Below are 17,212 nucleotides of genomic sequence, written 5' to 3'. Positions count from 1 at the left end.
CGCGCGCCGGCCAGCCCGACCTCGCCGGGGAAGGCCGCCTGCATCGCCCTGGCGAAGGCCGCGACGCGCGGGTGCCGCAGGCCGGCCAGGGCGCAGCCCAGGCTGTCCAGCAGCAACAGCCGCGCCTTGCGTGACGCGGCGCTGTCGGGCGGAGGGCCAGGCCGCGCCCAGGCGGTGATGTCGTCGAATATCACTCCGCGCGCGCGCCGGACCGCTGCACGGCCTCGCGCCAGACCTGGCGCTCGCGCGTCATCATGGCGGCCAGGGCGGCGCGGTCTTGCGGCATGGCGTCGGCTTCGCGCTGCGCCAGCACCTGCGCCCAGGCCGGGCTTTCCAGCACCGCGCGGAAGGCCGCTTCCAGCGCGGCCAGCACGGGCTCGGGCAGCGCGGACTGGGCGAAGACACCGTACCAGGGGCTGGCATCGAAGCCCGGCAGCGTCTCCGCCACGGCGGGGATGTCGGGCATGGCGCGGAAGCGCTGGCCACTGGTGACGCCGATGGCGCGCAGGCTGCCGCCACGCACCTGCGGGGCGGAGGTGGCGAGGCCGTCGAAGGCCACGGGGATCGTGCCGGCCACCATGTCCGTCAGCAGCGGCGCGCTGCCGCGATAGGGCACATGCGTCATCTCGATGCCGGCGGTGGCGCGGAACAGCTCCATCGAGAGATGCGTGAAGGAGCCGACGCCGTTGGAGCCATAGGGCATGCCGCCCGGCGTCGCCTTCACCTTCGCGATCAGTTCCGCCACGGTCGTCACGTCCGGCAGGGCGCGCGGCGAGACGACGAGCAGGTTGGGCTGCTGCGCCAGCATGGCGATGGCGGTGAAGTCGGCATCGGGGTCGTAGGCCAGGCGCGGATAGAGCGCCTTGTTGATCGCGATGATGCCCTGCGTCGCGACCAGCAGCGTGTGGCCGTCCGGCGTGGCCCGGGCCACCGCCTCCGCAGCCAGGTTGCCGCCGGCGCCGGCGCGGTTCTCCACCACCACCGGCTGGCCGATGCGTGCCTGCAGCTGCTCGGCGCAGGCACGGGCGAGGATGTCCGTCAGGCCGCCCGGCGCGAAGGGCAGCACCAGGCGCAGCGGGCGCGTCGGGGTCCAGGGCGCCTGCGCGCGGGCCAGCGCCGGCGCGGCCAGCAGCATCAGGGCGGCACGGCGCGGGATGCGGGGGGTCATGCGTCTGTCCTCGCGTCAGAAGAAGGTGCGGATGGCGCCGACGATGCGGAAGCCCTCGTCCACCAGCGGGATCACCTGCCACTTGTCGAAGGTGGTGCAGGGATGGCCGACGCCGAGCACCACCACGTCGCCGACGCGCAGCAGCCCATCCGCCGGGCCGATCAGGTAGCCATGCTGGTCATTCATCCCGGTCACCTTGTGGAAGGCGCCGAAGGGCATGGCCTTGGCCAGGTCGCCGTCGCGCAGCAGCCGCAGCGGCACCGGCCAGCCGGTGTCGGCGGAGATGTCGCGCTTGCCGCAGGTGATGATGGCACGGCCGGGCTCCGGGACGGATTGCACATGCGCCCAGACCTCCAGCGCGGCGCGTAGGTCGCCGGGCGGGTAGTCGAGGCCGATGCTCTCCTTCCGCATGCGGCGATAGGCCTGCTCGTAGCCCAGGCTGTCATGCGTCAGGTAGCAGCCGCTGCGCAGCACGCGCCGCACCGGGCGGCCGAGGTCACCGGCGGCGGCGAGGCGCGGGCCGATGCGGTCGAAAAAGGCGGTGCCGCCGGCGGTCAGCAGCACCTCCTCCGTGCCGAACAGGCCTTCGGCGGCGCAGGCACGGGCGGTGGCGACGAGGGTGCCGAGGAAGGCGTCCACCTGCGCCGTCTCGCTGAGCAGGCCCTCGAAGGCCTCGACGCCGGCCAGCGCCAGGCCGGGCGCGGCGGCGATGGCGCGCGCCACCTCCAGCGCGGTTTCGACGGTGCGCGCGCCGGTGCGGCCGCCCATGGCGCCCACCTCGAGCAGCACGTTCAGCGGGCGCGAGAGCCCCGCCCGCGCTGCACCGGCGGCTAGCCCCTCCACCACGGCCAGGCTGTCGGCCAGGACGAAGAGGTCGAAGTCCGGGTCGCGCAGCGCGTCGAAGGCGGCGTCCACGGCGATGCGGCCGATGGGCTGGTTGGCCCAGATCACGCGCTTCACGCCGAAGCGGCGCGCGACCTGCAGCTGGTGCGCGGTGGCGACGGTGATGCCCCAGGCACCTTCCGCCAGCTGCAGGTTCCAGAGCTGCGGCGCCATGGTCGTCTTGCCGTGCGGGCAGAGCGAGAGACCGTTGCGCTGCGCGAACTCCGCCATCCAGCGCGCATTGCGGCGCAGCACGTCCACCCGCAGCACGGCCAGCGGCAGCGGCATCTCCGGCAGCCGCCAGCCCTGCGACGCGATATCGGCCAGCGAAAGCCGCGCACCGGGCGGCACGCCCTTAACGGTGCCGTCCAGCGCGAAGCCGGCGATCGCCGCATCGCGCGGGGCGAGCGGATCGGAGATCGGCGTCCCGTCCGTCATTGCGCGTAGTCCGGTTCCTCGCGGTCCAGCACGCGGCGCCAGGCGTCGAGGTGCAGGCGGGCGTCGTAGCGCTCGCTCCACGGGCCGAGATGGCGGCGGCGCAGGCGTTCCGGCAGGTGGTGCAGGGGCTGGCCGGTGGACATCGCCGTCATCTGGTACATCGCCGTGCGCTCCGCGATGAAGCACTCGTCGAAGGCGTCGTGCACCGTGGGGCCGACGACGGTGACGCCGTGGCCGCGCATCACCATCACCGACTTCTCGCCCAGGCAGCGCGCGATGCGGTCGCCTTCCTCATTGTGGTGCACGGGTTCGTCGCCCTCATGGTCGTAGACGATGCGGTCGTTGAGGGCGAGGTTGTTGTGGTGGCTCAAGTGCATCTCCGTGTCGCGCAGCAGCGACAGCGCGGTGAGCCAGCGCGGATGCACATGCACCACGCAGGCGGCGCGCGGGTTCAGCAGGTGGATGCGGGCATGGATGTGGAAGGCGACCTTGCGCAGCTCTCCCGTGCCGCGCAGCACCTTACCGTCCAGGTCGCAGACGATCAGGTCGCTCGCCTTCAGCTCCTGGAACAGGTAGCCGCGCGGGTTGATCAGGAAGCGCGGCTCCTTCTCGTCGGGCAGCATCAGGCTGTTGTGGTTGCCGATCTGCTCGTTCCAGCCTTCCCGCGCGGCGACGCGGAACACCGCGGCCATGTCGCGGCGCAGTTCCCATTCGCGTTCCTCCGCGGCGGAGTTGCTGCGGGCCTCGATGATGGCGGACATGGATGCCTTCCTCAGGATCAGCGATCTGCCAGAGCCGGCGCCACGCCCAGGGCCGCGATCGCGGCCCCGCGCGCCGAGCACCTGCATGGCCCCATGAGACAGCGCGTCGGCGCGAAAGCCAAGCGGCCGGAGGCCGCGCCCGGCGCCTGAGGGTCACAAATCACGCGCGATCACCGCCACCGGGTCGCCGGCCTTCACGCGCCCGGCGTGCCGGACACACCAGAGCAGGCCGGTCGCCTTGTAGGACAGCGCGATAGGCGGGGCGGTCGGATCCTCGATGCGGTGCAGCAGGCCGGCCGGCGCGTCCGCCTGCACGGCGGCACCGAGTTCGTGCGCGGCTTCCCAAATGCCATCGGCGGGGGCGAAGACGTAGTGGCCGAGGTCGGGCACGGTCATGCGCCGCGGGTGGCCGTATTCGCCGATCTCCGGCTTGCCCTGCAGCACGCCGGCATGGCGCAGCACGTTGCGCACGCCGCGCTTCGTGATGGCCAGCGCCCGCGGGTTGAGGCGGCCGCCGCCGCCGAGCTCCGAAGACAGGGCGACAACGCCGCGGTTCTCCGCCGCGGCCAGCAGGGTGGGGCCGGCATTGACCTCCTTGAGCAGCAGCGTGACCGGCGCGCCGAAGGCATCAGCCATCGCCAGGGTGCGGGCCTGCATCTCCGGGTGGTCCAGCATGTGGCCGACCGCGCTCGGCACGATGTCCATGCCGGTGCCGCCGCTGTGCAGGTCCATCTGGACATCGCAGAGCGGCAGCAGCACGCTGTCCACGAAATGCGCGAGGGACAGCGCAAAGCCGCCAAAGGGGTCGCCGGGAAAGCACCGGTTGAAGTCGCGACCGTCCAGCGGGCTGAGGCGCTTGCCGGCAGCGCAGGCGGGGTAGTGCATGGCGGGCAGCAGGATGACGCGGCCCTGCACCTCCTCCGCGGGCAGCGTGCGCGCGAGGTCGAGCAACGCCACCTGGCCTTCGTATTCGTCGCCGTGGTTGCCGGCGGTCAGCAGCACCGTCGGCCCGGTGCCGTTCGCGATCACCACGATGGGAACCTGGATCGTGCCCCAGCCGCTGTCGTCGCGCGACTGCGGCACCCGGAGATGCCCGGCAAGCCGACCACTGCCCCAGAGGTCCACCTCGACCATCACCGGGCTCGTCGCCATGGCGCATTCCCCGCATTGAACCGCGTCGCGTGCGAAGGCTAGCATCCCTGCGACGACCCGGGAGAGGGGGGAAGGCAGGATGCTGACGCGACGCGAACTCGGCCTAGCGACGGGGGCGACGGCGCTCTCCGGCCTGGCGAAGCCCGCCCTGGCCCAGGGTGCCCGCGGGACGGTGGTGATGGCGCAGCAGGCGCAGCCGCCGAGCCTGGACGCGCAAGTCACCACCGCGCAGGCCAGCCGCAACATCAACCTGCATGTCTACGAGACGCTGTTCGCGCGCGACGAGGCCGGCAATCCCCAACCCGACCTGGCCGAGGGCGTGGACGTCTCCGCGGATGGCCTGACCTACCGCTTCTCGCTGCGCGACGCGCGCTTCCACAACGGCAAGCGGATGACCAGCGCGGACGTCCGCGCGAGCCTGCAGCGATACGGACGCGTCGGCGGCTCCGCCTTCATCATGCAGCCGGTGGACGCGATGGAGACGCCGGATGCGCGCACCCTGGTGGTGCGGCTGAAGCAGCCCAGCCCGGGCTTCATCGCGGGCATCTCCTCGCCGCGCGCGCCCTGCGCCATCATCCCCGAGGAGGAGGCCGGCAAGGAGGCCAGCCGGATCGAGGTGATCGGCACCGGGCCCTTCCGCTTCGTCGAGTACCGCCCCGACAGCCATGTGCGCCTGACGCGTTTTCCCGAGTACGTGCAGAACAGCCGCTATCAGGGGATGGACGGCTTCGCGGGCCGCAAGGTCGCGAACATCGAGAACATCATGATCCGCTTCGTGCCCGAGGCCGGCGCGCGCACCGCCGGCCTGCAGACCGGCGAGATGCAGATCCTGGAGGCGATCGCCGTGCCGGCGGCGCAGCGGCTGCGGAACGACCGCAACCTTCAGATGCACGAGATGCTGCCGTGGTCCTTCCAGACGTTGATCCTGAACCACGTCATGCCGCCGATGGACAACCCGGTGTTCCGCCGCGCGCTGCAGGCGGCGCTCGACCTGGAGGAGATCATGGCGATCTCCACCGACGGGCTCTACCGGATGACGCATGGCTGGCAGCACCCGGGCACCACCTATTTCGCCGGCGACGTCGGGCGCCAGCTCTACAACATCAACAACAAGGACCGCGGGCGCGCCCTGCTGCGGGAATCTGGCTATCGCAACGAGGAGATCATCCTGCTGGGCGATTCCAGCTTCTCCAACCACCAGGCGGCGATCGTCACCGCGGCGGAGCAGCTGCGCGGCATCGGCGTGAACGTCCGCACGGTGATCACCGACTGGCCGACGGCCTTCAGCCAGCGGACGCAGCGCACGGGCTGGCACATGTGGGCATTGATGATGGGCATCGAACCCTATGAGGGGCCCTATGGCGTGGTCGGCTACTTCAGCGGCCACCAACCGGCGCAGCACCAGCGCGACGAGGTGATCGAGGATTGCCAGCGCCGCCTGACCACCAGCCTGGCCGAGGCCGACCGCAAGAAGGCCGTCGCAGACTTCCAGGCGCGGATGTACGACCAGGCCATCGCGATCAAGTGCGGCGACGTCGGCATCATTCAGGCGACGCGGGCGAATGTGCGCGACTACAAGCCGTACCGCATCCCGCGCATGTGGGGCATCAGCCTGGCGTAGCGGGTGCTGCGCTATGCGGCCGGGCGGCTGCTGGCGGCCCTGCCCGTCCTGCTGATCGTCTCGCTGCTGTCCTTCGGCATCGTCTGGATCGTGCCGGGCGATGTCGCAGCGGAGATGGCCGGCCCGACCGCCACCGCGGAGGAGCTCGCGCGGCTGCGTGAGCGGCTCGGCCTGACGCGGCCCTGGCACGAGCAGCTCGTCGGCTGGTACGGCGCGCTGCTGCAGGGTGACCTGGGCGAGAGCATCCTGCTGCGCCAGGGCGTGGCCGCCGCCATCGTGGAGCGGCTGCCGGTCACCCTTTCCCTCACCTTCACGGCGCTGGCCATCGCCTTCGTCGCGGGCACCGCGCTCGGCACGCTGGCGGCGGTTCGGGCGGGCAAGGCAGCGGACCGGGCGGCGATGGGGACGGCGCTGATCGGCTTCTCGATCCCGGATTTCTGGCTCGGTCTGGTCTTTGTCTATGTCTTTGCCGTCGTGCTCGGCTGGCTGCCGACCGGCGGCTACGTGCCGTTCGCCACGGATCCGCTGGGCTGGGCGCGCAGCATGCTGCTGCCGGCTGCGACGCTGGCCCTGGCGCAGATGGGCCTGTTCGCGCGCATGACCCGGGCGGCGATGCTGGAGGTGCTGCAACAGGACTACATTCGCACCGCGCGCGCCAAGGGGATGCCCGGCTGGATCGTGGTGGGCAAGCACGCCCTGCGCAACGCGCTGATCCCCGTGGTGACGGTAGCCGGCATCGCGTGCGGCGTGCTGCTGGGCGGCGCCGTGGTGATCGAGAGCGTCTTCAGCCTGCCCGGCGTCGGGCGGCTGATCGTCGGCGCGATCCAGCGCCGCGACTACCCGGTGATCCAGGGCGGGCTGCTGCTGACGGCGACCATCTTCGTGCTGGTCAACCTGGTCGTGGACCTCCTGTACGCGACGCTCGACCCGCGGATCCGCCATGGCCGGCGCTGACGGCGGCGCCGTGGCACCGGCTGCGCGCCGGCGTCGCCCGCCCGGCGCACTCTCGCGCCTCGTCGCGCATCCGTCCTTCCGCTGGGGGCTGCTGCTGTTCGGCGCGGTCGCGCTGTGCGGGCTGCTGGCCGCCTGGCTGGCGCCATTCGACCCGCTTCGCAACAACTTCCGCACCCGCTTCCGCCCGCCCGACGAGGTGTTCTGGTTCGGCACGGACCGCTTCGGGCGCGACATCCTCTCCCGCACGCTGCACGGCATCCAGGTGTCGTTGCGCATCGGACTGGGCGTCGCGGTCCTGACGGCGCTGGCGGGCGGCGCGATCGGCGCCGTCGCGGGCTTCTTCCGCCGGGTGGACGGGCCGGTGATGCGGCTGATGGATGCGCTGATGGCCTTCCCGGCGGTGCTGCTGGCGATCGCCCTGGCCGCCGCGCTCGGGCCGTCCGAGCTCAACGTGATCGTCGCGCTGTCCATCGCCTACGTGCCGCGCGCCGCGCGGGTGATGCGCGCGGGCGTGCTGGTGGTGCGGGAGTTTCCCTTCGTGGAGGGGGCGCGCGCCATCGGCGCCTCCCCCGCGCGCGTCCTGCTGCGCCACGTCCTGCCCAATGCCATGGCGCCGCTGGTCGTGCAGCAGACCTATGTCTTCGCCCTGGCGGTACTGGCGGAGGCGGTGCTGAGCTTCCTGGGCGTCGGCCCGCCGCCGCCGACGCCGACGCTGGGCGGCATCATCGCGGATGGGCGCGACTTCATCCAGGAAGCGCCCTGGATCTCCCTGACGCCAGGCGTGGTGATCGCGCTGGTGGTACTGGGGCTGAACCTGATGGGCGACGGGCTGCGCGACGCGCTGGACCCGCGGCTGCGCACGGCGATCCGATGAGCCTGATTTCCGTGCGCGACCTGTCCGTCGCCTTCGGCGGCACCCGCGTGCTGGAGGACGTCTCCTTCGACATCGCGGAAGGCGAGGTGCTCGGCGTGGTCGGCGAGAGCGGCAGCGGCAAGTCGATGACCGCGCTGGCCATCATGGGCCTGCTGCCGATGGGCGGCACCGCCGCCGGCCGCATCGACTTCGAAGGGCGCGACGTGCTGGCGCTGCCGGAACGCGAGATGCAGCGCCTGCGCGGTGCGCGCATGGCGATGATCTTCCAGGAGCCGATGGCGTCGCTCAACCCGGTGCTGACGGTGGGGGAGCAGATCGCGGAGGTGCTGCGCCGGCACCGCGGCCTGGACCGGCGCGCCGCCCATGCCGAGGCGATCGCGCTGCTGAAGCTGGTGGAGATTGCCGCGGCCGAGCGCCGCGTGGACGAGTATCCGCACCAGTTGTCCGGCGGCATGCGCCAGCGCGCGATGATCGCCATCGCGCTCGCCTGCCGCCCGCGGCTGCTGATCGCCGACGAACCGACCACCGCGCTGGACGCCACGGTGCAGGCCGGCATCCTGGACCTGCTGCGCGGACTGCGGCGCGAACTCGGCATGGCCGTGCTGCTGATCACCCATGATCTCGGCGTGGTGTCCGACATCTGCGAGCGCGTGGTGGTGATGTACGCCGGGCGCGTTGCGGAGACCGGGCCGGCCGCGGCGATCTTCGATGGGCCGGCGCACCCCTATACGCGCGCGCTGCTCGCGGCGATCCCGCGCCTCGAGGGTCCCATCGGCGCCTTGCCGGCGATCGACGGCGTAGTCCCCGCCCCCGCCGACTTCCCATCGGGCTGTCGCTTCGCGCCACGCTGCGCCCATGCGCGGCCGGCCTGCGACGCCGCGCCACCGCCGCTGCGCGCGCTTCCATCCGGCACCGCGGCCGCCTGCATCCGCGCGGAGGAGATCGCGTGAGCGCGCTGGTGCAGGGGCTGGCGCTGCGCAAGACCTTCGCGGGCGGCGTGCGCGCGGTGGATGGCGTGGACATCGCCATCGCGCAGGGCGAGACGCTCGGGCTGGTCGGCGAGAGCGGCTGCGGCAAGTCCACCCTGGCGCGCGTGCTGATCCGACTGATCGAGCCTGAGGCCGGCACGCTGACCTTCCGCGGCCAGGACATCACGCACCTGCCCGATCGCGCCATGCGCGGGCTGCGGCGCGACATGGGCATCGTCTTCCAGGATCCCTTCGGCAGCCTGAACCCGCGCATGACGGTGGCCGACCTGCTGGCGGAACCGATGGTGGTGCACGGCACCGGCGACCGCGCCTTCCGCCGCGCCCGCGTCCCGGACCTGCTGAGCATGGTCGGGCTGCTGCCGGACCACGCGGACCGCTACCCGCACGAATTCAGCGGCGGCCAGCGTCAGCGCATCGCCATCGCGCGGGCCCTGGCCACGCAGCCCGCCTTCCTGGTCTGCGACGAACCGACCAGCGCGCTGGATGTCTCGATCCAGGCGCAGGTGCTGAACCTGCTGTCGGAACTGCAGCAGCGCCTGGGGCTCGCCTGCCTGTTCGTCAGCCACAATCTGGCGGCGGTGCGGCACATGGCGCCGCGCATCGCCGTGATGTATCTCGGCCGCGTCGTGGAGGAGGCGTCGCGTGAGCACCTCTTCGCGACGCCGCAGCATCCCTACACCCAGGCGCTGCTGTCGGCGGCTGCGGAACCGGGCGGGGCGCGACGCACGCGCATCGTGCTGAAGGGCGAGGTGCCGAGCCCGTCCGATCCGCCGAGCGGATGCAGGTTCCGTACGCGATGCCCGCGCGCCGCGCCGCGCTGCGCGGCGGAGGAGCCGGTGCTGGCGGAGGTGGCGGAAGGGCAGCGCGTCGCGTGCCACTTCCCCGGCCCGCTGTCTCCTCCCCCGTGAGCGGGGGAGGGGGAAGATCTACCGCCCCTTGAACTGCGGTGGGCGCTTTTCCATGAAGGCGCGGCGGCCCTCGATGTAGTCCTCGCTGGCGAAGCACTGCTTCACCAGGCGGTCGCACAGCGCCTCGTCCGCGGCGCCGCGGTCCTTCAGCGCCTCGTGGATGATCGCCTTGGCGCTGCCGACGGTCAGTGGCGCGTTGCCAGCGATGGTCTTGGCGTAGTCCACCACATAGGACTCGAGCTGGTCGTTCGGCACCACGCGGTTCACCAGGCCCATGATGCGCGCCTCCTCGGCAGTCCACTTCTTCGCGGTGAAGAAGATCTCCTTCGCGAAGGAGGGGCCAACCAGGTCCACCAGGCGGCGCAGACCGGCCAGCGGATAGCCCAGGCCGAGCTTGGCGGCCGGCACCCCGAAGCTCGCCGTCTCGCCGCAGATGCGCAGGTCGCAGGTGACGGCCAGCGCCGTGCCGCCGCCGATGCAATGCCCCTGGATCATGGCGATGGTCGGCTTGGGGCAGTTGTAGAGCAGGTCGTAGACCTTGGCGGTCTGCGCCTGATAGGCGTTCACCGCCTCCTCGCTCGCGCGCTCGGATTCGAACTTGGAGATGTCTGCGCCGGAGACGAAGGCCTTGCCGCCGGCCCCGGTCACGACGACGACGCGCACCGCCGCATCTGCGATGAAGTCGGTCAGGATGCGCTCGGCAGCCTGCCACATCTCCATCGAGACGGCGTTGTGCCGCTCGGGGTTGTTGAAGGTCATCCAGCCGATGCCGTCCGCCTTGCGGGCAAGCATCTTCTCGGAACCGGTCACCATCATGCCGTCCATGGTCAGGGCTTCCTCAGATGACCTGGCGGCTGCGCAGGTCGTCGATCCTCGCCTGGTCGTAGCCGAGCTCCTTCAGGATCTCGTCCGTGTGCTGGCCGATCTCCGGCGGATGGCTGACGATCTTCGATGGCGTGCGGGAGAGCGTGATGGGCTGGCCGACATAGGCCACCTCGCCCTTGTTGCCGCCGTTGAGCTTCTGCGCGATGCCGAGGTGCTGCACCTGCGGGTCGGCGAACATCTCGTCCACCTTGTAGATCGGCCCGCAGGGCACGCCGGCCTCGTTCAGCGCATTCACCCAATGCGCGGTGGTGTTGGTGCGCGTGGTCTTCTCGATCTCGGCGTTCAGCGCGTCGCGGTGCTGGCTGCGGCTGCCGGCGGTCTTGTAGCGCTCGTCCGCGAGCAGGTCGTCGCGGCCCAGCGCCCGGGCGCAGCGTTCCCAGATCTTGTTGCCGCTGGCGGCGATGTTCATGAAGCCGTCGCTGGTCGGGAACACGCCGGTCGGAATGGAGGTCGGGTGGTTGTTGCCGGCCTGCTTCGGCACCTGGCCCTCCATCAGCCAGCGGCTGGCCTGGAAGTCCAGCATGAAGATCTGCGCCTGCAGCAGGGACGACTGCACCCACTGGCCCTTGCCGGAGACCTCGCGCTCCAGCAGCGCGACCAGGATGCCCTGCGCGGCGAAGATCCCGGCGGTGAGGTCGGCGATGGGAATGCCGACGCGAACCGGGCCCTGCCCGGGCAGGCCTGTGATGGACATCAGCCCGCCCATGCCCTGCGCGATCTGGTCGAAGCCCGGGCGGCCGGCATAGGGGCCGTCCTGGCCGAAGCCGGAGATCGAGGCATAGACGATGCGTGGGTTGACCTTCGCCATCGCCTCGTAGTCGATGCCCAGGCGCTTCTTCACGTCCGGGCGGAAATTCTCGACGATGACGTCGGCGGTCTCCGCCAGCTTCTTCAGCAGCGCGACACCATCCGGCGACTTCAGGTTGATCGTCATGCCCCGCTTGTTGCGGTGCAGGTTCTGGAAGTCCGAGCCGTGGCGCGGCCCGCCCATCGGGTCGCCCTCGTCCAGCGCGGGCGGCATCTCAATCTTGATGACCTTCGCGCCCCAGTCGGCCAGCTGGCGGACGCAGGTGGGACCGGAGCGCACGCGCGTCAGGTCGAGCACGGTGAAGCGCGACAGCGCGGTCGAGGCCTGCATGGCGTGGCCCCCGGCAACGTGACCCTCGGGCATCGGCGGTTCCTCCTTCACGGGTGATGCATAGCACCCGTCCGGGCGCCCGCAAACTGTTGACAGATGACAGTCGCCGGAGCCAGTTTCCGACCATGGAGGGAACCGGGTCCGGAAGCGGCGCACGCCGCGCGGCGCGCGGCGCGGCGGCGGAACCGGCCGGCGCGCAGAGCGCGCTCGACATCGTGCGGACGCGCTCCCTCGCCTCCCTCGTCGCCCAGGAGATCGAGCGGATGATCCTCTCCGGCGCGCTCGCCGCCGGCGAGAGGCTGAACGAGCAGGCGCTCGCCACGCGTCTCGGCGTCTCGCGCGGACCGGTGCGGGAGGCCGTGCGCGGGCTGGAACGGACCGGGCTGGTCGTCGCGGTGCGCAACCAGGGCAGCTATGTCCGCCAGGTCAGCGCCGAGGAGGCGCTGGAGATCTACGACCTGCGCGCCGCCATAACCGGGCTCGCCTGCGCGCACCTCGCGGATCACGCCGCGCCGGCGCAACTCGCGGCGCTGCGCGCCATGGTGAAGCGCATGGAGCAGGCGCACCGGGCAAACGAGCCCACGACCTACTACGCCGCCAACCTGGACTTCCACGCCGCCCTGCTGGCGTTCGGCGGGGGGCCGCGCGCGCGCCGGCTCTACGAGGAGCTCGGCAACGAGCTGCACCTCTTCCGCCGGCGCGCGCTGGTGCAGCCCGAGAACATGCGCGAGAGCAACGCCGAGCATGCCGCGATCCTCCGCGCGATCGCGGCGGGCGACGCGGCGGCCGCGCGGGCGGCGGGCGAGGCGCACATCGCCGGCGGCAAGCGCCGCTTCAGGGCCACCGACACCAGATCGCCGCGCGACGCGGCCGACGACAAGGACGACAAGGGAGAGAACGCAGATGACGCAGGGTCCCATCCTCCGCCGCCGCGGGCTGCTGGCGGGCACGGCGGCGCTCGGCGCCGGGCTGGCCGCGCCGGCTAGGCTCCGCGCGCAGGAACGCTTCCCCTCGCGCACGGTGGAGGTCGTGACGCATGCCGGCGTCGGCGGCGGCACCGACATCACCGCACGCATGATGATGGTTTCCGCGCCGGCGGAGTTCGGGCAGGAATTCACCGTGGTGAACCGCACCGCGGGCAGCGGCGCGCAGGCGCTGCAGTACCTGGCCAGCCGCCCCGCCGATGGCCACACCATCATCCTGATGACGCAGACGCACCTGCTGACCATGCTGCGCAACCGCAACCTGCCGCAGCTCTCGGACCTGATCCCGCTGGCCCGCGCCACCGAGGATCCGCAGATGATCCTGGTGCGGCGCGACAGCCCGCTGCGCACACCGGAGGAGCTGCTCGCGGCCGGGCGCGCGCGGTCGCTCCGCTTCGGCGGCACGCATGTGGGCGGCGTGGACCATGTGGCGATCTTCGCCTTCGGCCGCGCCGCGCAGCTTCAGCAGCCGACGCTGGTACCCTTCCGCGGCGGCGGCGACATCGTCATCAACCTGGTCGGCGGCAACATCGATGTCGGCCTGCTCAACCCGGCCGAGGCGGAATCGCAGCTGCGCGCCGGAGAGGTGCGGCCGCTGATGGTGATGTCGGAACAGCGCCTGTCAGGCTTCCCCAACGTGCCGACCGGCAAGGAGCTCGGCATCAACGCGACCGCGGCCACGGTGCGCGGCTATGCCGTGCTGAGGGGTACGCCGGAGGACCGCGTCGCGCGGCTCGAACAGGGGCTGATCCGCGCCATGTCGGGGCCGATCTACCGCGGCTATCTGGAGAACACCGGCCAGTCGCTCGATTCCGTCGCCGGCCGCGAGGTCTGGGGCCGCCAGCTCACCGGCTTCTACGAGGAAGGGCGGGAGGCGCTGACCGCGCTCGGCCTGCTGCGGTGAAGGCGTCAGCGGCGCCGTCCCGCTCGAGCAACGCCAACCGGATCAGCGCGACGCTCGTCGCGCTGGTCGCGGCGGCGGCATTCGGCGGGACCTTCCTGTTCGATCCCGTGCCGCCGGGCCTGCCGGGCCTCGGCGCGGTCGAGTTCCCCCGCCTGATCTGCATCACGATCCTGGGCCTTGCCGTGCTGCTGTTCCTGCAGGAGCCGGGACAGCCCGATCCGGACAACGTGGCGCCGGACCGCGGGGCGCTCGCCATCTGGGCTTGCTGCGCGCTGTTCCTGCCGGCGATGGCGCTGGCGGGCATGCTGGGCGCGAGCGCGCTGTTCATGGTCGTCGCGGGCTGGCTCTGGGGCGAGCGGCGCCCCATCCTGCTGGCCGGCGTCGCTGCCGCGTTCACGCTCTGCCTGTGGCTGGTGTTCGTGAGGGTGTTCCGGCTGACGCTGCCCGGCGGCCTGATCTTCGGGGGTTAGGCGCGTGGAAGGCTTCCTCGGCGGTCTCGCCGTTCTGGTGGACCCCTATGTGATGCTGATGGTGCTGCTCGGCACCGTGCTCGGCATCTTCGTCGGCGCGCTGCCGGGCATCAGCGGTTCCACCACCATCGCGCTGATGCTGCCGATGACGATCGCGATGGGCCCCGTGCCCGCCATCTGCTTCCTCGGCGCGATCTACTGCGCGGCCAATTTCGGCGGCTCCATCACCGCGATCCTGGTGAACGCGCCGGGCGATCCCTCCGCCAGCGCCACCGCGCTCGAGGGCTTCAAGATGGCCGAGAAGGGCCAGGCGGGGCTTGCGCTCGGCATGTCGGCCGTCGCCTCGGCGATCGGAGGCATCTTCAGCGTCGTCGTGCTGATCGTCGCCGCACCGCTGCTGGCGCAGTCGGCCTACTCCTTCGGTCCCCCGGAATACTTCGCGCTCGCGCTGTTCGGGCTGTCGATGTGCGCCGCGATCGGCGGTGACAGCGCGGTGAAGAACCTGATCGCCGCCGCGCTCGGCCTGCTGATCGCGACCGTCGGCATGGACCTGACGACCGGCGTCGAGCGCTACGCCTTCGGCGTCATGGAACTGTCGGACGGCATCGGCTTCGTGCCCGTGCTGATCGGCCTCTTCGCCTTCGGCGAGATGCTGGATCAGGCGGCGCGGCGCTACGGCAAGCCGACCATCGCCTTCACCGATGCGGCCCGCGTCCCAGGCTGGGCGGAGATGCGCAAATGCGCCCGCTCCATCTGGATCGGCAGCGGCATCGGCACCTTCATCGGCGCGCTCCCGGCGCTCGGCGCCACCACCGCCGCGCTGATCGGCTACAACGAGACGCGCCGCTGGTCGAAGCACAAGCACGAGTTCGGCCACGGCTCCATCGAGGGCGTGGCGGGGCCGGAGGCCGCGAACAACGCCGCCGTCGGCGGATCCATGGTGCCCACCCTCGCGCTCGGCATCCCGGGCAGCGCGACGACGGCGATCATCCTCGCCGGCCTCATCGTGCAGGGCGTGCGGCCGGGGCCGCACCTATTCAACGAGCAGCCGACGCTGCTCTACGCCGTCTTCGCCTCCATGCTGGCGGCGAACCTGTTCTACCTGGCGATGGGGCTCTACATGGCGCGCTTCTTCGCGCGCATCAGCCTGATCCCGTCCGCCTTCCTCTGGCCCGCCGTCTTCGTGCTCTGCGTCGTCGGCGCCTACGGGCCGAACCAGTCCATGGGCGATGTCTACGTGATGCTGGCGGCCGGCGTGGTCGGCTTCCTGTTCCGCCGCGCGGGCTTCTCGCCGGCGCCGCTGATCATGGGGCTGGTGCTGGGCGGCATGGTGGAGGAGACGCTGAAGCAGAGCCTGATCATCTTCGGCGACGATCTTTCCGGCTTCCTCGGCCGTCCCATCGCGCTGCTGCTCTTCGCCGTCACCGCCGCCGGGCTGCTGTGGCCGGTGGCGTCGCGCCTGCTGCGATTCGCGCGCGCGGCGCGCGCGTGACACGGGATGAGGCGCGCACCGCCGGGCATGCAAGCGCCCGGACTGCGCACGCCGAAGGCGGGTGCGGTCGGGGCCTGCATCCCCGATGCCGGAGGCGCCAGACCCGGTCCGCCTGCGCTCAGGCGGCGCGGCGGGCCAGGACACGGGCTGCGGGGAAGCTGATCTCGATCCGCAGCCCGTCCTCCAGCCACAGCCAGCTGATGCTGCCGCCCAGCTGGGACCGGACGGTAGTCTCCACCACGCGGGATCCGAAGCCGCGTCGATCCGGCGGTTCCTGGGCCGATGGGCCACCATGCTCCGACCAGGAGAGCTCCAGCACGTCGCCGCGGACACGCCAGCGGACATGGACCGAGCCATCGGGGGCGGAGAGCGCGCCGTATTTCGTCGCGTTCGTCGCCAGTTCGTGCAGGGCCATGCTCAGCGGTTGAACCGCCACGGCGGCCAGCAACACCGGCGGGCCGTCGAGCACCAGCCGCGGCGAGCCCGCCGTGCCCACGAAGGCCTCCAGCGCGCCGGCCAGCACATCCCGCAGCCCGGCGCCGGACCAGCTGGTGCCGGAGAGCAGCGCCTGCGCCTTCGCCAGGGCGTCGATCCGCCCCTCGATCGCGGCGGCGAAGGCGCCAGGATCGTCGCGCGGGGTCAGTCGCAGGGCGGCCTTCACCACGGCCAGCGCGTTCTTCGCGCGGTGGTCGACCTCGCGCAGCAGCAGCCCCTGCCGTTCCTCCGCCAGGCGGCGCGCAGTGATGTCCACCGCGCCGCCGACCATGCGCAGCGGCGCGCCGCTTGCAGGGTCGCGCGTGATGCGCCCGCGGTCCCACAGCCAGACCCAGTCGCCCCCGGCGCCGCGCACGCGGTACTCCATCGCGTAGCTGTCGCGCGCGGGATCGCGCGCCACCGCCTCGCGGTCCGCGCGCGCGCGCGCGCGGTCGTCGGGGTGGATGCGTTCCATCCATGCCTCGGCGGACATGCACAGCTCGCCGCCCAGCAGCGGCGCCGCGCCCGCCGTGCGCTCGATGCGGCCGCTCCGCACGTCCCACTCGTAGACGAAGCCGGACATCGCCGCGGTCGCCACCTCGAAGCGCTCCTCGGCCCGCCGGCGCTCGGTGATGTCGATGTCGATGCCGACCAGGACCGCCGGCTCGCCAGGGCCGGCGGCGAACAGCCGGGCGCGGCACAGCAGCCAGACGGTTTCGGCGACGCCGTGCGGGCCGTGGCGCAGGACGCGAAACTCCACGGACATCACGCCCTCGCGCAGCGCGGCCTGCAGCGCGGCGTGCAGCGCCGGCCTGTCGGCCTGGTGCACCATCGCCATGAAGCCGTCGAAGCTCGGCTGCACGGCCGGGTCGCGCGCGTCGAGACCGAGCAGCGCGAACATCTCGTCGGACCAGCGGAGGGCGCCGCTGCTCGGCTCCCAGGACCATGATGCGGCGCCGGCGGCCTGCTGCGCCAGGCGCAGCAGCCGTTCGCGCCCGTGCAGGTCGCGTGTCCGCTCCGCGACGCGGCGCTCCAGGTCGGCATTCGCCCGGGCCAGCGCGCGCTGGCGCCGCGCGACGGCCAGCGCGAGGAGCAGCAGCAGCGCGGAGGAGCCCGCCG

17 protein-coding genes are annotated in these 17,212 nt (G+C 71.9%); 9 read left to right on the top strand and 8 right to left on the bottom strand.

The features are described 5' to 3' along the window. From OZN99_RS10435 to OZN99_RS10415, 5 genes are all read right to left on the bottom strand, one after another. Positions 1–194, bottom strand: a 194-nt coding sequence (locus OZN99_RS10435; protein ID WP_270935151.1) for a hypothetical protein, incomplete at its 3' end; no start/stop codon positions are given. Continuing rightward, positions 191–1,168, bottom strand: a complete 978-nt coding sequence (locus tag OZN99_RS10430; RefSeq protein WP_270935150.1) for a Bug family tripartite tricarboxylate transporter substrate binding protein — start codon at positions 1,166–1,168, stop codon at positions 191–193. The genes OZN99_RS10430 and OZN99_RS10435, both read right to left, overlap by 4 nt. A gap of 15 nt (positions 1,169–1,183) precedes the next feature. Further along, complete coding sequence (locus OZN99_RS10425) at positions 1,184–2,488, bottom strand: alanine racemase (protein ID WP_270935149.1); 1,305 nt, start codon at positions 2,486–2,488, stop codon at positions 1,184–1,186. Next, on the bottom strand, positions 2,485–3,249 hold the full coding sequence (locus OZN99_RS10420) for a class II aldolase/adducin family protein (protein WP_270935148.1): 765 nt from the start codon (positions 3,247–3,249) through the stop codon (positions 2,485–2,487). The genes OZN99_RS10425 and OZN99_RS10420 overlap by 4 nt, the downstream gene beginning before the upstream one ends. Positions 3,250–3,402: 153 nt before the next feature. Beyond that, a complete protein-coding gene (locus OZN99_RS10415) occupies positions 3,403–4,401 on the bottom strand; it encodes a succinylglutamate desuccinylase/aspartoacylase family protein (protein WP_270935147.1) in 999 nt (332 codons plus the stop codon). Positions 4,402–4,480: 79 nt separating this feature from the next. Between OZN99_RS10415 and OZN99_RS10410 the strand changes: the two genes are divergently transcribed. The 5 genes from OZN99_RS10410 to OZN99_RS10390 are packed head-to-tail and all read left to right on the top strand — an operon-like array spanning position 4,481 to position 9,747. Beyond that, positions 4,481–6,022 (top strand): ABC transporter substrate-binding protein, encoded by a 1,542-nt coding sequence (locus OZN99_RS10410; RefSeq protein ID WP_270935146.1) that lies wholly within the window; start codon positions 4,481–4,483, stop codon positions 6,020–6,022. Between the two features lie 3 nt (positions 6,023–6,025). After that, the gene (locus OZN99_RS10405) at positions 6,026–6,976 is read left to right on the top strand and encodes an ABC transporter permease (RefSeq protein ID WP_270935145.1); all 951 of its coding nucleotides are present in this window, start codon (positions 6,026–6,028) and stop codon (positions 6,974–6,976) included. Next, positions 6,963–7,850 carry an ABC transporter permease gene (locus tag OZN99_RS10400; RefSeq protein ID WP_270935144.1) on the top strand — a complete coding sequence of 296 codons (888 nt, stop codon included), beginning with the start codon at positions 6,963–6,965 and terminating at the stop codon, positions 7,848–7,850. The genes OZN99_RS10405 and OZN99_RS10400 overlap by 14 nt, the downstream gene beginning before the upstream one ends. Further along, a complete protein-coding gene (locus OZN99_RS10395; protein ID WP_270935143.1) occupies positions 7,847–8,800 on the top strand; it encodes an ABC transporter ATP-binding protein in 954 nt (317 codons plus the stop codon). Before OZN99_RS10400 ends, OZN99_RS10395 begins: the two co-directional genes overlap by 4 nt. Further along, complete coding sequence (locus tag OZN99_RS10390) at positions 8,797–9,747, top strand: ABC transporter ATP-binding protein (RefSeq protein ID WP_270935142.1); 951 nt, start codon at positions 8,797–8,799, stop codon at positions 9,745–9,747. Before OZN99_RS10395 ends, OZN99_RS10390 begins: the two co-directional genes overlap by 4 nt. Positions 9,748–9,765: 18 nt before the next feature. Here OZN99_RS10390 and OZN99_RS10385 read toward each other — a convergent pair whose 3' ends face one another. After that, positions 9,766–10,572 (bottom strand): enoyl-CoA hydratase, encoded by an 807-nt coding sequence (locus tag OZN99_RS10385; RefSeq protein WP_270935141.1) that lies wholly within the window; start codon positions 10,570–10,572, stop codon positions 9,766–9,768. 13 nt (positions 10,573–10,585) lie between these two features. Next, complete coding sequence (locus OZN99_RS10380; RefSeq protein ID WP_270935140.1) at positions 10,586–11,803, bottom strand: CaiB/BaiF CoA transferase family protein; 1,218 nt, start codon at positions 11,801–11,803, stop codon at positions 10,586–10,588. A 92-nt stretch (positions 11,804–11,895) separates the two neighbouring features. On the opposite strand from OZN99_RS10380, the gene OZN99_RS10375 reads away from it, so the two are divergent. From OZN99_RS10375 to OZN99_RS10360, 4 genes are read left to right on the top strand one after another with little or no spacing between them, the layout of a single operon-like run. Further along, positions 11,896–12,756 carry an FCD domain-containing protein gene (locus OZN99_RS10375; protein ID WP_270935139.1) on the top strand — a complete coding sequence of 287 codons (861 nt, stop codon included), beginning with the start codon at positions 11,896–11,898 and terminating at the stop codon, positions 12,754–12,756. Then, positions 12,674–13,657 (top strand): tripartite tricarboxylate transporter substrate binding protein, encoded by a 984-nt coding sequence (locus OZN99_RS10370; RefSeq protein ID WP_270935138.1) that lies wholly within the window; start codon positions 12,674–12,676, stop codon positions 13,655–13,657. The genes OZN99_RS10375 and OZN99_RS10370 overlap by 83 nt, the downstream gene beginning before the upstream one ends. Next, entirely contained in the window at positions 13,654–14,127 is a 474-nt protein-coding gene (locus tag OZN99_RS10365; RefSeq protein WP_270935137.1) for a tripartite tricarboxylate transporter TctB family protein, read from the top strand. Before OZN99_RS10370 ends, OZN99_RS10365 begins: the two co-directional genes overlap by 4 nt. A 4-nt stretch (positions 14,128–14,131) precedes the next feature. Continuing rightward, on the top strand, positions 14,132–15,619 hold the full coding sequence (locus tag OZN99_RS10360; RefSeq protein ID WP_270935136.1) for a tripartite tricarboxylate transporter permease: 1,488 nt from the start codon (positions 14,132–14,134) through the stop codon (positions 15,617–15,619). Between the two features lie 118 nt (positions 15,620–15,737). On the opposite strand, the gene OZN99_RS10355 is transcribed toward OZN99_RS10360, so the two are convergent. Next, positions 15,738–17,212: sensor histidine kinase (locus OZN99_RS10355; protein ID WP_270935135.1), on the bottom strand; the 1,475-nt coding region annotated here is incomplete at its 5' end.

The sequence above is a fragment of the Falsiroseomonas oryzae genome (genome assembly GCF_027856955.1).
Classification (GTDB): domain Bacteria; phylum Pseudomonadota; class Alphaproteobacteria; order Acetobacterales; family Acetobacteraceae; genus Falsiroseomonas; species Falsiroseomonas oryzae.
The sequence above is the reverse complement of the archived record's forward strand: the minus strand, read 5'-3'. Positions and strand labels throughout refer to the sequence as shown.

Excerpts from the sequence above, each read along its gene's own strand:
- OZN99_RS10385 (WP_270935141.1), bottom strand. The coding sequence starts at position 10,572 with ATGGACGGCATGATGGTGACCGGTTCCGAGAAGATGCTTGCCCGCAAG.
- OZN99_RS10420 (WP_270935148.1), bottom strand. The coding sequence starts at position 3,249 with ATGTCCGCCATCATCGAGGCCCGCAGCAACTCCGCCGCGGAGGAACGC.
- OZN99_RS10370 (WP_270935138.1), top strand. The coding sequence starts at position 12,674 with ATGACGCAGGGTCCCATCCTCCGCCGCCGCGGGCTGCTGGCGGGCACG.
- OZN99_RS10415 (WP_270935147.1), bottom strand. The coding sequence starts at position 4,401 with ATGGCGACGAGCCCGGTGATGGTCGAGGTGGACCTCTGGGGCAGTGGT.
- OZN99_RS10430 (WP_270935150.1), bottom strand. The coding sequence starts at position 1,168 with ATGACCCCCCGCATCCCGCGCCGTGCCGCCCTGATGCTGCTGGCCGCG.
- OZN99_RS10425 (WP_270935149.1), bottom strand. The coding sequence starts at position 2,488 with ATGACGGACGGGACGCCGATCTCCGATCCGCTCGCCCCGCGCGATGCG.
- OZN99_RS10380 (WP_270935140.1), bottom strand. The coding sequence starts at position 11,803 with ATGCCCGAGGGTCACGTTGCCGGGGGCCACGCCATGCAGGCCTCGACC.
- OZN99_RS10395 (WP_270935143.1), top strand. The coding sequence starts at position 7,847 with ATGAGCCTGATTTCCGTGCGCGACCTGTCCGTCGCCTTCGGCGGCACC.
- OZN99_RS10410 (WP_270935146.1), top strand. The coding sequence starts at position 4,481 with ATGCTGACGCGACGCGAACTCGGCCTAGCGACGGGGGCGACGGCGCTC.
- OZN99_RS10375 (WP_270935139.1), top strand. The coding sequence starts at position 11,896 with ATGGAGGGAACCGGGTCCGGAAGCGGCGCACGCCGCGCGGCGCGCGGC.
- OZN99_RS10400 (WP_270935144.1), top strand. The coding sequence starts at position 6,963 with ATGGCCGGCGCTGACGGCGGCGCCGTGGCACCGGCTGCGCGCCGGCGT.